At 59.9% G+C, this 14,144-nt stretch carries 12 protein-coding genes; 7 read left to right on the top strand and 5 right to left on the bottom strand.

Going from position 1 to position 14,144, the window contains the following annotated elements; genetic code table 11:
- Positions 1–57 precede the first annotated feature (57 nt).
- Complete coding sequence (locus NHU87_RS00850) at positions 58–1,761, bottom strand: AMP-binding protein (protein ID WP_253544836.1); 1,704 nt, start codon at positions 1,759–1,761, stop codon at positions 58–60.
- Positions 1,762–2,009: 248 nt separating this feature from the next.
- On the opposite strand from NHU87_RS00850, the gene NHU87_RS00845 reads away from it, so the two are divergent.
- The 4 genes from NHU87_RS00845 to NHU87_RS00830 all read left to right on the top strand — a co-directional run bounded on the left by NHU87_RS00845 (position 2,010) and on the right by NHU87_RS00830 (position 7,702).
- Positions 2,010–3,173 (top strand): isovaleryl-CoA dehydrogenase, encoded by a 1,164-nt coding sequence (locus tag NHU87_RS00845; RefSeq protein WP_253544835.1) that lies wholly within the window; start codon positions 2,010–2,012, stop codon positions 3,171–3,173.
- Between the two features lie 12 nt (positions 3,174–3,185).
- Positions 3,186–4,793, top strand: coding sequence for a carboxyl transferase domain-containing protein (locus NHU87_RS00840; protein ID WP_008014290.1), 1,608 nt, complete (start codon positions 3,186–3,188; stop codon positions 4,791–4,793).
- A 138-nt stretch (positions 4,794–4,931) separates the two neighbouring features.
- On the top strand, positions 4,932–5,747 hold the full coding sequence (locus tag NHU87_RS00835) for a gamma-carboxygeranoyl-CoA hydratase (protein WP_007904070.1): 816 nt from the start codon (positions 4,932–4,934) through the stop codon (positions 5,745–5,747).
- A complete protein-coding gene (locus NHU87_RS00830) occupies positions 5,747–7,702 on the top strand; it encodes an acetyl/propionyl/methylcrotonyl-CoA carboxylase subunit alpha (protein ID WP_253544834.1) in 1,956 nt (651 codons plus the stop codon). The genes NHU87_RS00835 and NHU87_RS00830 overlap by 1 nt, the downstream gene beginning before the upstream one ends.
- Before the next feature lie 39 nt (positions 7,703–7,741).
- On the opposite strand, the gene NHU87_RS00825 is transcribed toward NHU87_RS00830, so the two are convergent.
- Entirely contained in the window at positions 7,742–8,407 is a 666-nt protein-coding gene (locus NHU87_RS00825; RefSeq protein ID WP_253544833.1) for a LexA family protein, read from the bottom strand.
- A 129-nt stretch (positions 8,408–8,536) separates the two neighbouring features.
- Between NHU87_RS00825 and NHU87_RS00820 the strand changes: the two genes are divergently transcribed.
- Together NHU87_RS00820 and NHU87_RS00815 are read left to right on the top strand one after the other, a co-directional pair.
- Positions 8,537–8,878 carry a DUF6124 family protein gene (locus NHU87_RS00820; RefSeq protein ID WP_253544832.1) on the top strand — a complete coding sequence of 114 codons (342 nt, stop codon included), beginning with the start codon at positions 8,537–8,539 and terminating at the stop codon, positions 8,876–8,878.
- A 483-nt stretch (positions 8,879–9,361) separates the two neighbouring features.
- A complete protein-coding gene (locus NHU87_RS00815; protein ID WP_253544831.1) occupies positions 9,362–10,513 on the top strand; it encodes a M14 family metallopeptidase in 1,152 nt (383 codons plus the stop codon).
- Between the two features lie 58 nt (positions 10,514–10,571).
- Here NHU87_RS00815 and NHU87_RS00810 read toward each other — a convergent pair whose 3' ends face one another.
- Positions 10,572–11,018, bottom strand: a complete 447-nt coding sequence (locus tag NHU87_RS00810; protein WP_038983663.1) for a winged helix-turn-helix transcriptional regulator — start codon at positions 11,016–11,018, stop codon at positions 10,572–10,574.
- Between the two features lie 95 nt (positions 11,019–11,113).
- Here NHU87_RS00810 and NHU87_RS00805 point away from each other — a divergent pair, with 95 nt between their 5' ends.
- Positions 11,114–12,313 (top strand): MFS transporter, encoded by a 1,200-nt coding sequence (locus tag NHU87_RS00805; protein ID WP_253544830.1) that lies wholly within the window; start codon positions 11,114–11,116, stop codon positions 12,311–12,313.
- A 132-nt stretch (positions 12,314–12,445) separates the two neighbouring features.
- Here the strand turns inward: NHU87_RS00805 and NHU87_RS00800 are convergent, their stop codons facing one another.
- Together NHU87_RS00800 and NHU87_RS00795 are read right to left on the bottom strand one after the other, a co-directional pair.
- Complete coding sequence (locus NHU87_RS00800) at positions 12,446–12,994, bottom strand: cytochrome b (protein ID WP_253544829.1); 549 nt, start codon at positions 12,992–12,994, stop codon at positions 12,446–12,448.
- Entirely contained in the window at positions 12,994–14,085 is a 1,092-nt protein-coding gene (locus NHU87_RS00795) for a catalase family peroxidase (protein ID WP_253544828.1), read from the bottom strand. The genes NHU87_RS00800 and NHU87_RS00795 overlap by 1 nt, the downstream gene beginning before the upstream one ends.
- Positions 14,086–14,144 lie beyond the last annotated feature (59 nt).

Raw genomic sequence — 14,144 nt, 5'->3', positions numbered from 1 at the left:
TTCAACATTGATGTCGACTGGTCTGACGCCATCGCGGGCAAGCCCGCTCCCACAGGGTTATTCATTAGCCTTGTTGATGCGCAACTCCTCGATGCTGATCTCACGCATCCGAAACTTCTGGATCTTCCCCGTCACCGTCATCGGAAACTCCTCGACGAACTTGAAGTAACGCGGCGTCTTGAAGTGTGCGATGCGCTCCTTGCACCAGGTTTGCAGTTCCTGCTCGGTGGCGCGGTGGCCGGGGTGGAATTTGATCCAGGCAACGATCTCTTCGCCATAACGGGTGCAAGGAATGCCGATCACCTGCACGTCGGCGACCGCCGGGTGGGTGAAGAAGAACTCTTCCAGCTCCCTTGGGTAAACATTCTCACCGCCGCGGATGATCATGTCCTTGTTACGCCCGGCGATGCACACGTAGCCTTCGTCGTTCATGCTCGCCAGATCGCCGGTGTGCATCCAGCCCGCCTCATCGATAGCCTCGGCGGTGCCTTGCGGGTTATTCCAGTAGCCGAGCATCACGCTGTAGCCTCGCGTACACAGCTCACCGATGGTGCCGCGCGGTACCAGTTTGCCCGCCTCGTCGATGATTTTGCTTTCCAGTTGCGGCTGGGTTCGGCCAACGGTGGTGACGCGCAATTCCAGCTCGTCTGACGGACCGGTCTGCAAAGACACGGGGCTGGTCTCCGTCATGCCGTAGGCAATCTGCACTTCGCTCATGTGCATTTCGTTGATAACCCGGCGCATCACCTCGATCGGGCAGGTCGCCCCGGCCATGATCCCGGTGCGCAGGCTCGACAAATCAAACTCGGCGCGCTTGGGCTGATCGAGCATGGCGATGAACATGGTCGGCACACCGTAAAGCGCGGTGGCTTTTTCTTCGGCGACGGTGCTCAGCGTCAGCAATGGATCGAAGGCGTCGTTGGGGTAAATCATGGTGCTGGCGTGGGTGACACAGCCGAGGTTGCCCATAACCATGCCGAAGCAGTGATACAGCGGCACCGGAATCACCAACCGATCATTGGCCGTCAGTCCGAGGCTTTCGCCGACCATGTAACCGTTGTTGAGAATGTTGTAGTGGCTGAGGGTCGCGCCCTTGGGGAAACCGGTGGTGCCGGAGGTGTACTGAATGTTCACCGCCTGATCGAAATGCAGACTGTCCTGACGTTCACGCAGTTGCTCGACCGACACCCTGGCCGCCAGATCAGTCAGCTGCGACCACGGCAGGAAACCCGATGGCGGCTGCGCGTCCAGGCTGATCACCCCGCGAAGTTCCGGCAGGCGTTCGCTCTGCAACTGGCCGATGGATTGCTCCGCCAATTCCGGTACCAATCCTTGCAGTATGCCGTGATAGTCGGAAGTCTTGAACGCCCCGGCACAGACCAGCCATTGGCAACCGGACTGTTTCAACACGTATTCGAGTTCGGAACTGCGGTAAGCCGGATTGATGTTGACCAGGATCACGCCGATTTTCGCGCTGGCGAACTGACTGATGCACCACTGAGCACAATTCGGTGCCCAGATGCCGAGCCGGTCACCAGTCTGCAAGCCCAGCGCCAAAAATGCTCTGGCGTGCAGGTCAACGGCCTCTGACAGCTGCTGCCAGGTGTAGCGCAGCTGTTGATGGCGCACGACCAGCGCCTCCCCGTTCGGGTATTGCGCGACCGTGTTATCAAACGCCTGACCGATGGTCATCGCCAGCAAGGCTTTGTCCTGGGAACCACGGGTATAGCTGCGCTGCGGGCTTGCACTGGCTTGATCCATGACGACCCCTATTGTCTTTATTGTAGGAGCGAGCGATGCGGCGATGCGACTTGCCGGCGATAGGCCACAGCGTCTAGCTGCAGGACCGCGTCATCGTTCATCGCGAGCAAGCTCAGCTCCTACAGAATCACCTAAGTTGACGTTAACGTAAAGGGTGATTGACAGCCATTCTTCACAGGCTTACGTTAACGTAAAGGTGAGAGCCGAATCAGCCCTCCCCACCCTACAAAAAAGCCAAAAGGTGCCCCATGAGCTACCCATCCCTGAACTTTGCCCTCGGTGAAACCATCGACATGCTGCGCGATCAGGTTCAGTCCTTCGTCGCCAAGGAGATCGCCCCGCGCGCTGCTCAGATCGACATCGACAACCTGTTCCCGGCCGACCTGTGGCGCAAATTCGGCGACATGGGCTTGCTGGGTATCACCGTGCCGGAAGAGTACGGCGGTGCTGGCCTTGGCTACTTGGCGCACGTCGTCGCCATGGAAGAAATCAGCCGTGGTTCGGCCTCGGTCGCTTTGTCTTACGGCGCCCATTCCAACCTCTGCGTCAACCAGATCAACCGCAACGGCACTCACGAACAGAAAAGCAAATACCTGCCGAAGCTGATCAGTGGCGAGCACATCGGTGCCCTGGCCATGAGCGAACCGAATGCCGGTTCCGATGTGGTGTCGATGAAACTGCGTGCCGATAAACGCGGCGATCACTACGTGCTCAACGGCAGCAAAACCTGGATCACCAACGGCCCCGACGCCAACACTTACGTGATCTACGCCAAGACCGATCTTGAAAAAGGCCCGCACGGCATCACCGCCTTCATCGTCGAGCGCGACTGGAAAGGCTTCAGCCGCAGCAACAAATTCGACAAGCTCGGCATGCGCGGTTCGAACACCTGCGAGCTGTTTTTTGATGACGTCGAAGTGCCGGAAGAAAACATCCTCGGCGTGCTCAACGGCGGTGTGAAAGTGCTGATGAGCGGCCTCGACTACGAGCGCGTGGTACTTTCCGGTGGCCCAACCGGAATCATGCAGGCCTGCATGGACCTGATCGTTCCGTACATCCACGACCGCAAACAGTTCGGCCAGAGCATCGGCGAATTCCAGCTGATCCAGGGCAAAGTCGCCGATATGTACACCCAACTCAACGCCAGCCGCGCCTACCTTTATGCAGTGGCCCTGGCCTGCGAGCGCGGCGAAACCGCCCGCAAGGACGCCGCCGGAGTCATCCTCTACAGCGCCGAATGCGCGACCCGCATGGCCCTCGACGCGATCCAGATTCTCGGCGGCAACGGCTACATCAACGAATTCCCCGCTGGTCGTCTGCTGCGCGATGCCAAGCTGTACGAAATCGGCGCCGGCACCAGTGAGATCCGTCGCATGCTGATCGGTCGCGAACTGTTCAACGAAACCCGCTAAACGGAGCTGCACATGGCTATCCTGCATACCCAGCTCAATCCCCGTTCGGCGGAGTTCGCGGCCAACAGCGCGGCGATGCTCAAACAGGTCGACGCCCTGCACACCCTGCTCGCGCAAGTGCAGCAAGGTGGCGGCCCGAAGGCTCAAGAACGCCACACATCGCGAGGCAAACTGCTGCCGCGTGAACGAATCAATCGCCTGCTCGATCCGGGCTCGCCGTTTCTGGAAATAAGCCAACTGGCGGCCTACGCGGTGTATGGCGAAGACGTTCCCGCCGCTGGCGTGATTGCCGGAATCGGTCGGGTGGAAGGCGTCGAATGCATGATCGTCGCCAACGATGCCACCGTGAAAGGCGGCTCGTATTACCCGCTGACCGTGAAAAAACACCTGCGCGCGCAGACCATCGCCCAGCAAAATCGCCTGCCCTGCATTTATCTGGTGGACTCCGGCGGCGCCAACTTGCCGCGTCAGGATGAAGTGTTCCCGGACCGCGAACACTTCGGGCGAATCTTCTTCAATCAGGCCAACATGAGCGCCATGGGCATTCCGCAGATTGCGGTGGTCATGGGCTCCTGCACCGCCGGTGGCGCTTATGTACCAGCGATGGCCGACGAGGCGATCATGGTTCGTCAGCAGGCAACGATTTTCCTCGCTGGCCCACCGCTGGTGAAAGCCGCGACCGGCGAAGTGGTCAGCGCCGAAGACCTCGGCGGGGCCGATGTGCACTGCAAGATTTCCGGCGTCGCCGACCATTACGCCGAGAGCGATGAACACGCCCTCGCCTTGGCCCGACGCAGCGTCGCCAATCTCAATTGGCGCAAACTCGGTGAGCTGCAACAACGCACACCGATTGCGCCGCTGTACAGCAGCGACGAGTTGTACGGCGTAGTGTCGGCGGACGCCAAGCAACCATTCGATGTGCGCGAAGTCATCGCGCGCCTGGTGGACGGCTCGGTGTTCGATGAGTTCAAGGCATTGTTCGGCACGACATTGGTCTGCGGTTTTGCCCACCTGCACGGTTACCCGATCGCGATCCTCGCCAATAATGGCATCCTGTTCGCCGAAGCCGCGCAGAAAGGCGCGCACTTCATCGAACTGGCCTGCCAGCGCGGCATCCCGTTGCTGTTCCTGCAAAACATCACCGGCTTCATGGTCGGCCAGAAGTACGAAGCCGGCGGCATCGCCAAGCACGGCGCGAAACTGGTGACGGCCGTGGCGTGCGCCAAGGTGCCGAAATTCACCGTGATCATCGGCGGCAGCTTCGGCGCCGGTAACTACGGCATGTGCGGGCGGGCTTACGATCCTCGCTTCCTGTGGATGTGGCCGAACGCGCGGATTGGCGTGATGGGGGCCGAACAGGCGGCGGGCGTGCTGGTGCAGGTCAAGCGTGAGCAGGCCGAGCGCAGTGGCCATGGTTTCAGCGCCGAGCAGGAAGCCGAAATCAAGCAACCGATTCTCGATCAGTACGAAGAACAGGGGCATCCCTATTATTCCAGCGCTCGACTGTGGGACGACGGTGTCATCGACCCGGCGCAGACCCGCGACGTGTTGGCCCTGGCCTTGTCGGCGTCGCTGAACGCGCCAATCGAACCGAGCCGCTTCGGCGTGTTCCGGATGTGATCCGACCTTGTAGGAGCGAGCGGGCGGCGTTCCGACTTGCCCGCGAACAGGCATGACGCGGTGCAACAGGTACACCGCGGCGCTTCCTTCGCGGGCAAGCCTCGCTCCTACAGAATAGAGTTGTGGAGACGGATGAATATGAGCGACTTCAACACCCTCGAACTGCTGAGCGATCCAAGGGGTTTTGCGACCTTGTGGCTCAGCCGTGAAGAAAAGAACAACGCCTTCAACGCCGAAATGATCCGCGAACTGATCCTCGCGCTGGACAAAGTGTCGAGCGATGCCAGTCTGCGTTTTCTATTGATCCGTGGACGCGGCAAGCATTTCAGCGCCGGCGCCGATCTGGCCTGGATGCAGCAATCGGCCGAACTCGATTACCACACCAACCTCGACGACGCCCGGGAACTGGCGGAGTTGATGTACAACCTCGCCAAGCTGAAAATCCCGACCGTGGCGGTGGTGCAAGGCGCGGCCTATGGCGGCGCGCTGGGCCTGATCAGTTGCTGCGACATGGCCATCGGTGCCGACGACGCGCAGTTCTGCCTGTCGGAAGTGCGCATCGGCCTGGCGCCGGCGGTCATCAGCCCGTTCGTGGTGCAAGCCATCGGCGAGCGCGCAGCACGGCGCTATGCCTTGACCGCAGAACGTTTTGGCGGGCAACGGGCTCGGGAAATCGGCTTGTTGTCGGAGAGCTACCCGATGGCTGAGCTGGAGCAGAAAGTCGATCAGTGGATCGACAACCTGCTGCTCAACAGTCCGGCGGCCATGCGCGCCAGCAAGGATTTGCTGCGTGAAGTCGGCCATGGTGCGCTGACCCCGGCGCTGCGGCGCTACACCGAGAATGCCATCGCCCGAATTCGCGTCAGTCCCGAAGGCCAGGAAGGCCTGCGCGCCTTCCTGCAAAAACGCTCGCCAACCTGGCAAGCCGAAACCACCCTCAAGGAGCCGCGTTGATGAGCGCACCTGTTCTCACCACCTTGCTGGTGGCCAACCGCGGCGAAATCGCTTGCCGAGTGATGCGCACCGCCAAGGCTCTGGGCCTGACCACCGTGGCCGTGCACAGCGCCACCGACCGTGACGCCCGGCACAGCCGAGAAGCGGATATACGCGTCGATCTGGGCGGCAGCAAAGCCGCCGACAGTTACCTGCAAATCGACAAACTGATCGCCGCCGCGAAAGCCAGCGGCGCTCAGGCGATACATCCCGGTTATGGCTTTCTCTCGGAAAATGCCGGGTTCGCTCGCGCAATCGAAGCGGCCGGCCTTATCTTCCTCGGCCCACCCGCCTCGGCCATTGACGCCATGGGCAGCAAGTCCGCGGCCAAAGCCTTGATGGAAACCGCCGGCGTGCCGCTGGTGCCCGGCTATCACGGCGAAGCCCAAGACCTCGACACCTTTCGCGACGCCTGCGAACGCATCGGTTATCCGGTGCTGCTCAAGGCCACGGCGGGCGGTGGCGGCAAAGGCATGAAAGTGGTCGAGGAGGTCAGCCAACTGGCCGAAGCCCTGGCCTCGGCACAACGTGAAGCGCAGTCGTCGTTCGGCGATTCGCGGATGTTGGTGGAGAAGTACCTGCTCAAACCACGTCACGTGGAAATCCAGGTATTCGCCGACCAGCATGGCAATTGCCTGTACCTCAACGAACGTGATTGCTCGATCCAGCGTCGGCATCAGAAAGTCGTCGAAGAAGCCCCCGCTCCGGGTCTGAGCCCGGAACTGCGTCGCGCGATGGGTGAAGCCGCTGTGCGCTCGGCACAGGCCATCGGTTACGTCGGTGCCGGCACCGTCGAGTTTTTGCTGGATGCGCGCGGTGAGTTCTTCTTCATGGAGATGAACACGCGCCTGCAAGTCGAACACCCGGTCACCGAAGCCATCACCGGCCTTGATCTGGTGGCCTGGCAGATTCGCGTGGCTCGCGGTGAAGCGCTGCCAATGACTCAAGATCAGGTGCCGCTGATCGGCCATGCGATTGAAGTGCGGTTGTATGCGGAAGACCCGGGCAATGATTTTCTGCCGGCCACCGGGCGTCTGGCGTTGTACCGCGAATCCGCAGAAGGGCCGGGTCGTCGCGTGGACAGTGGCGTCGAAGAAGGCGATGAGATTTCGCCGTTCTACGACCCGATGCTCGGCAAGCTGATTGCCTGGGGCGAAGACCGTGAGCAGGCGCGGCTGCGTTTGCTGAGCATGCTTGACGAGTTTGCCATTGGCGGACTGAAGACCAACATCAACTTCCTGCGCCGAATCATCGGCCACCCGGCGTTTGCCGCGGCCGAGCTGGATACCGGGTTCATTCCGCGTTATCAGGAACAACTGCTGCCAGTACCTTCAGACCTCAGCGATGAATTCTGGCAAGCGGCCGCGCAGGCATTTGCCCAGAGCCAGCCAAGCACAACCCGCGCTGATGACCTGAGTTCGCCTTGGGGTATCGGCAACGGATTCCGTGCCGGACTGCCAACAGAAATCACTCTGCATTTGAGTTGCGAAGGGCAAGACCGGGCGCTGACCTTGGGCGATGTCGACGCTCATACCGCCCAGCTCAAGGGTGAATACCTGCTGACTGAACACAACGGCTTGCGCCGCCAGCATCGGGCAATCCGCCGTGGCGATACGCTGTATCTGCAATGGGACGGTGAGCTGCGCCGCATCGAAGCGTATGACCCGATCAGTGCCGTCGAAGCCAGTCACAGCCATCAGGGCGGACTCACCGCGCCCATGAACGGCAGCATCGTGCGAGTGCTGGTGGAGGCCGGGCAAACGGTCGACGCCGGGGCGCAATTGGTGGTGCTGGAAGCGATGAAAATGGAGCACAGCATTCGCGCGCCCCACGCCGGGATTATCAAGGCGTTGTATTGCCAGGAAGGCGAGATGGTCAGCGAAGGCAGTGCTTTGGTGGAGTTGGAACACGCATGAAATGAAGATCGGTCCTACGCTCTGCGAGGACCGATCTGATTAGAATTTGGCAGTCGCCTGAACCACCACGCCGATGATTCGACATTCTTCAGTGTAAAGGGCTTTCGGATAGGTCGGATTGAGCGGGACCAGGTAACGCTGCCCGCCCTCTTCGATCAGTTTGCGAAAAACCGCCTCGGCGCTGCCGGGCCATTGGGCGATCACCAGTTTGCCAGGCTCCGGCACGATGGCCGGGTCCACCAGAATCAACATGTCCGCGGCAATGCTCACACCCGTGGGGGCGGTCATCGCATCGCCGACCACCACCAGCCAGAACGCCGCGCCCTGTGCGTGGTAATCGGACAACTCGAAGCGCGGTTTGCTGACAGTCGATGAAGCGCCGTAGGTTGATAGCTCCCCGTCGCGCACCTCCCCGGTTTCGCGCCAGTCACTGACCGGGTAGCGAAAGTACGGGTTGTACTTTTGCGTCAGAGAGATCTCCTCATCCTGTGAGATCTGCGGTTCCCTGATCACCATCGCGACTTCCAGATAGTCCATTCCCAGCGCCTGCAAGACACGGTTCATCTCTTGGATGCGGGGCTGACGACGTTTATTCAGCCAATGGCCGACGCCGCCCTGGGACATTCCGATGCGCTCGGCGAGTATCTCTTGAGTGACTTTGAGTTCACTCATTTTGGCCTTGACCAATTCAATCCATTTATCCATGTGCGGCACGATACGTGGGGTACTCCGACCAACAAAACACAAATTGTAGTATTTAAATTAAAGACACAAATACAGTACGTACTAAGCTGGGCTCACGGATTTGAATCTATCACGGAGCTTGCCATCGTCATGACCATCCCCAGCATTACCCTGCCCGACACCCAATTCGACACCACGCTCAACTCGCCAAAAGGCTCTGCTGCCGCGCAGCGGGCGCTGGACTATTACTTGAAACCAGCTGTGTCAGAAGAGGCCAGCGAAGAACGTTTCTTCGATGTGAACCGTAACATCAGCAGCGAAGAAGCACTGGTCCATGCTTCGGATCTGCTGCGCTGTGCCGCCGCCACCGCGCATGAGTCAGCCAACCAGCTGCAGGGCGCAAGCCGGGATCTGGCGTTTTCGACGGTGCACATGATCGACATGGCCAAGGCGATGGTCGACCGCTCCCTGGAGGGCAATCAGAACATTTGAGGAGGAAGCGCTTTGAAGGAGGACAGGAAAATTTTCCAATCGAGCAGATAAAAACATTTGACTTGCAAATGATAATGATTATTATTGCATCAACTGGTCGCGAGATCAGTCGATGGCCCAAGGGACCTTAGGTCGGTCTCCTGGACTATCTCCTCATCAGGCTAATCACGGTTTTTGACCCGGCTTTTTGCCGGGTCTTTTTTTTGCCAGTTATTCTGGCTTTTGCTTCAGGCTAATGAAGTCTGTGGATGCTGCAAATTCGATTGCCGCGGATGATATCAAAAGAATATCTGTTGGCAAGAGAGGCCCGGTAGCATTGGGCCAAACTAACGCAAAATAGCACTTGAGAATCACTCGCACAGTCTCTAAGCTGCGTCGGCGTCAAGGAGGACGCCCCCCATTTTCACCCTCGCAATTTCCCCCGGTTTATCCCTTCCTTGCGTGTAAAGTAGCAGCCATAAAAATCATATTCAGGAATTGATTATGGCCGTGGCTAGATCTTCTTTCGACATCAACGCGAACTTCGACAGTGGCAACATTGAAGTGCTGGACATCAGCAATCCTTTGCAAGCGCTGCTGGCGATCAAGCCAGACACTCGCAGCCAGCATTTCCAGTGGTTCCACTTCAAGGCCAGCGGTCTGCACGTCGGACAGGAGCATTGGTTTCGCCTGAACAACGCCAGCAAATCCTCGTACAACAAAGCCTGGGATGGCTATCAGGCGGTGGCGTCCTATGACCACGTCAACTGGTTCCGGGTGCCGACCATCTTCGAAGGCGACTGCCTGCGTTTCAGCCTTGAAGCCACCGCCACCCATGCCTGGTTTGCCTATTTCGAACCTTACAGCCGTGGCCGCCATGACTGGCTGATCGAACAGGCCCTGACCAAAGCCGGCACCGAACTGCTGGCCACCGGCAAGAGCGTTGAAGGTCGCGACATCCAGTTGTTGCGCAAAGGCACGGGGGCCGAAGGCCAACGCAAGGTCTGGATCATCGCCCAGCAACACCCCGGCGAGCACATGGCCGAATGGTTCATGGAAGGCGTGATCGAGCGCCTGGAAAAACACGACGACCCGGTGCTGAAAAAACTCCTGGCCAGCGCCGACCTGTACCTGGTGCCAAACATGAACCCGGACGGCGCCTTCCATGGTCATTTACGCACCAACGCCATGGGCCAGGACCTGAACCGCGCTTGGCAGAGCGCCACTCAGGAACTCAGCCCGGAAGTGCTGTTCGTTCAGCAGCAGATGGAAAAGTATGGCGTCGACCTGTTCCTCGACATCCATGGCGATGAAGAAATCCCCCACGTATTCACCGCCGGTTGCGAAGGTAACCCGGGCTATACGCCACGGATCGAAAAACTCGAAGAGCATTTCCGCAGTCATCTGAAACGTCAGACCAAAGACTTCCAGACCAAATACGGCTACACCCGCGACGAGCCGGGCAAAGCCAACATGACCCTGGCCTGCAACAGCGTAGGTCAGAAGTTCGACTGCCTGTCGCTGACCCTGGAAATGCCCTTTAAGGACCACAACGACGCACCGAACCCGCTGACCGGCTGGTCCGGCAAGCGTTCGAAGCAGTTGGGCAAGGACGTGCTGACGACCATCGCCGACATGGTCGATACCTTGCGCTGATCACCCTTAAAATCAAAAGATCGCAGGCTCCTACCGAAGGCTGCGATCTTTTGACGTTTCACTCGGCAGCAATCCGCACACAATCCTCCGGCCCCAACAAGCGCCCATCCTCGGCACGCAATTCCAGAGCCCGCACCGGTCGACCGTTCTCACGATCGACAACCCGCGAATGCGCCTCCCCCGCCTCAAAGAAAAACGCCTCGCCCCACTGCCGTAACCCGATGATCAACGGGAACAGGCCCTTGCCCTTCTCCGTCAGCACGTATTCCTGATACGCGCTGCCGTCCGACGCAGGCACCAGATCGAAAATCCCGTGAGCCACCAATGTGCGCAGGCGTGCCGAGAGAATGTTTTTGGCCATGCCCAGATTGCGCTGGAACTCACCGAATCGCCGCAGGCCATCGAACGCATCGCGCACGATCAGTAACGACCACCAATCACCAATCGCGTCCAGTGATCGGGCGACCGGGCATTCGGCGCCTTCCATGCTTGTACGTTTAACCATGACCGCGTCCGCCGGCAACAAATGTGGTTGCAATATAAAACCAGACTCCCTACCGTACAACTGGTTTTATTTTGAAACCACAAAAGGAAGCTGTGATGAAACCTGACCACCCGTTAAGCGGCGCAGTGGTGCTGCTGTTTGCCGTCGCCTGCGGCCTGGCCGTCGGCAATGTGTATTACGCACAACCGCTGCTCGATGCCATGGCCGAAGCCTTCGCCATGGACCCGGCAACCATCGGTATCGTCGTCACCCTTACCCAGATCGGTTATGGCGTGGGTCTTGTGTTGCTGGTTCCGCTAGGGGATCTGCTCAACCGTCGACGCCTGATCGTCGCGCAAACCCTGCTGTCGGCCCTGGCTTTGTTGATGATCACGTTTGCCTCGAACAGCATCTGGCTGTTGCTCGGCATGGCGCTGACCGGGTTACTGGCGGTCGTGACGCAAGTCCTGGTGGCCTACGCCGCGACCCTGGCCATCCCGGCGCAACGTGGACGAGTGGTGGGCGTGATCACCAGCGGCATTGTCGTCGGCATTCTGTTGGCACGAACGGTGGCGGGCGGCATGGCCGATCTGGCCGGTTGGCGTTCGATTTATCTGTTGTCCGCCGGGTTGACCCTGGTGATGGCGTTGCTGTGGTTTCGTGTACTGCCCAAGCACGAAGATGCGCAACCGAATAGTGCTTACGTTGCGTTGATCGGCTCGGTATTCACGCTGTTCAAGGAAGAACCGGTATTGCGTCAACGGGCCATGCTCGCCCTGCTGACCTTCGCCAGCGCCATGGTGCTGTGGACACCCTTGGTGTTGCCGCTGAGTGCCCCGCCGCTTTCACTTTCCCACACCGAAATCGGACTGTTCGGCCTGGCCGGAGCCGCCGGTGCGCTGGCCGCCGCTCGCGCCGGGCATCTGGCTGATCGCGGTTTGGGTCAATGGACCAGTGGACTGTCGTTGCTGCTGATGCTCGCCTCATGGTTGCCCATCGGATTCACCCAATCCTCGCTGTGGGCGCTGCTGCTTGGGGTGATTACGCTGGATCTGGGTCTGCAAGCCGTTCACGTTACCAGCCAGAGCATGATCTACAGCGTGCGCCCCGAAGCGCAAAGCCGACTCACCGCCGGCTACATGCTGTTCTATTCGATCGGCAGCGCCGTGGGTTCTATCGGTTCGACGGCGATGTACGCCTGGGCGGGATGGATTGGGGTGTGTTGGCTGGGTGCGGGCATCAATGCCGTAGCATTGATTTATTGGTGGATGACGTTGGCCCCAAAGGCTCAACCTGCGGAAGCAGCTTCACATTGACCTGTAGCAGCTGCCGAAGGCTGCGTTCGGCTGCGAAGCAGTCGTAAAACCAAACACCCCGCGATCTTTCCAAGCCACCGTGGAGAATGGATTTGCGACTGCTGCGCAGCCGAACGCAGGCTTCGCCAGCTGCTACAAATCGTGATCTTTACCCCGCAACATGCTGTTCAGCACATCATCACGACGCACCCACCCGTGAAACAACGCCGCCGCCAAGTGCAGCAACACGGTCAGAAACAGCAAATACGCCAAATATCCATGCGCCTTGCGCAGGAACGCAAACACCTGCGCATTCGCCGGCAGGATCGACGGCAACTGCAGAGAACTACTGAGCATCACCGGGTCGCCGGCCGCGGAAATCATCGCCCAGCCCAGCAGCGGCAAGATCAGCATCAAGGCGTACAACAAGATATGCGAAGCCTTGGCCGCGAATGCTTGCCAACCCGGCAGATCCGCCGGCAGTGGTGGTTGCCGGGTCGAAAAACGCACGGCCAGGCGCACGATCACCAGCAACAGAATCGCCACGCCTAAAGGTTTATGCAGGTTGATCAGCCACTGATGGCGCTCGGACACCGAGGCCGCCATACCCGCGCCGATAAACAGCATCGAGAGGATCATCAGCGCCATCAGCCAGTGCAGCAGCCGCGCCAACGGCGCGAAATGGTTCGGTTGAGCACTCATTATTGAGATTCCTGTTTGGCGTTGGGCAACTGCTTCACTTCGCTGGTGCGGCGCAGGTAGGAACGGGCGTAACCCGCCGAGCGAGCGACCAGCAGCGGGTCGTCGGAGCCTTCGATACCGCTGGGCAATACCAGTGGGTCGTAGTTGATGTCACGGCACTCACCATTGAGTTGCGGCTGAGTACTTTCGAGCACCAGCGTGCCGGCGTTCAGCACTTTTCGATCGACAGGCCAGGCCTTGCTCGCGTCGTTGACCGGGTCCCCGGGGTTCGCCAGGGTGATGTTCAACTGCCAACGCAGCGGGCTGGCGGACAAGCGCTGAACCAGATCTTTCTCGAGGAAATCACCGCCCTCAGGGGCCGTTGCACCTGCCGCGTCCTGAGCCAATGGGGTCATGCTCCAACGCACCGCCTGCCGTTGCCCGGCCGCGTTAACCAGGTAAAACGCGTTGACGCTGTTGTAGGTTTCCGTTGCATAACTGGCCGAGGGTTTGGCAGTTTTGATCCAGGCCAGAAATGGCGCGGCTTCCGGATGAGAACCGAAGAACGCCGGCACAGCCGCCGGGTTCGGTTTGCCGGTCGCCGGATCCGGGGACTGCGCTTGTTGCAACTGGTAGAACGCCTCGGGCGTGCCCACCGGGAACACCGGCATGCTGTTCATCCCGGTGCGCCACTGCTGACCGTTGGCCTGGGTGAAACGCAACGCCAGGCTGCGGATCGGCACGCTGTTGTCCGGCGCGTAAGGATTGCCGGCCGGCAGCGCAAAACGCCCGACCACTGGGGTCCGCGCTTCGCCGAACACTTGGGCGCTGGAATACTCGCGTGCCTGGCTGCTGCTCTCGAAATGCCCGATCACGCAAACACCCTTGGCGTGGTTACGACGAAATCCCGGGTGCACGCCGTTGTTTTTCTCCAGTACATTGACCAGCGCGTTCGGCGTCAGGCGTTGTGGGTCGAGTGTGCCGTTGACGTAGGCAAAAGCCCCGGCCAGCGCGGCAACCACCACGGCAATGCCGGTCAGGCGCAACGTCAGGCTCGCGGCACTCAGCGGTGGCCGGCCAGGCCCCGTTGGTGGTGATGAGCGATCTACCATGAATGACTCCAGGGCCATCGGCCACAAGTGGGAAGAATCAGGCAGACGAACCGCGCCAG

Origin of the sequence: Pseudomonas mandelii (genome assembly GCF_024138395.1) — a bacterium.
GTDB lineage: Bacteria > Pseudomonadota > Gammaproteobacteria > Pseudomonadales > Pseudomonadaceae > Aquipseudomonas > Aquipseudomonas mandelii_E.
Note: the sequence above shows the minus strand (reverse complement) of the source record. Positions and strands in the feature narration are given on the sequence as shown.

Coding starts and splice junctions, on each gene's coding strand:
- NHU87_RS00805 (WP_253544830.1), top strand. CDS start 11,114: ATGAAACCTGACCACCCGTTAAGCGGCGCAGTGGTGCTGCTGTTTGCC.
- NHU87_RS00795 (WP_253544828.1), bottom strand. CDS start 14,085: ATGGTAGATCGCTCATCACCACCAACGGGGCCTGGCCGGCCACCGCTG.
- NHU87_RS00835 (WP_007904070.1), top strand. CDS start 4,932: ATGAGCGACTTCAACACCCTCGAACTGCTGAGCGATCCAAGGGGTTTT.
- NHU87_RS00840 (WP_008014290.1), top strand. CDS start 3,186: ATGGCTATCCTGCATACCCAGCTCAATCCCCGTTCGGCGGAGTTCGCG.
- NHU87_RS00825 (WP_253544833.1), bottom strand. CDS start 8,407: ATGGATAAATGGATTGAATTGGTCAAGGCCAAAATGAGTGAACTCAAA.
- NHU87_RS00820 (WP_253544832.1), top strand. CDS start 8,537: ATGACCATCCCCAGCATTACCCTGCCCGACACCCAATTCGACACCACG.
- NHU87_RS00850 (WP_253544836.1), bottom strand. CDS start 1,761: ATGGATCAAGCCAGTGCAAGCCCGCAGCGCAGCTATACCCGTGGTTCC.
- NHU87_RS00810 (WP_038983663.1), bottom strand. CDS start 11,018: ATGGTTAAACGTACAAGCATGGAAGGCGCCGAATGCCCGGTCGCCCGA.
- NHU87_RS00800 (WP_253544829.1), bottom strand. CDS start 12,994: ATGAGTGCTCAACCGAACCATTTCGCGCCGTTGGCGCGGCTGCTGCAC.
- NHU87_RS00830 (WP_253544834.1), top strand. CDS start 5,747: ATGAGCGCACCTGTTCTCACCACCTTGCTGGTGGCCAACCGCGGCGAA.
- NHU87_RS00845 (WP_253544835.1), top strand. CDS start 2,010: ATGAGCTACCCATCCCTGAACTTTGCCCTCGGTGAAACCATCGACATG.
- NHU87_RS00815 (WP_253544831.1), top strand. CDS start 9,362: ATGGCCGTGGCTAGATCTTCTTTCGACATCAACGCGAACTTCGACAGT.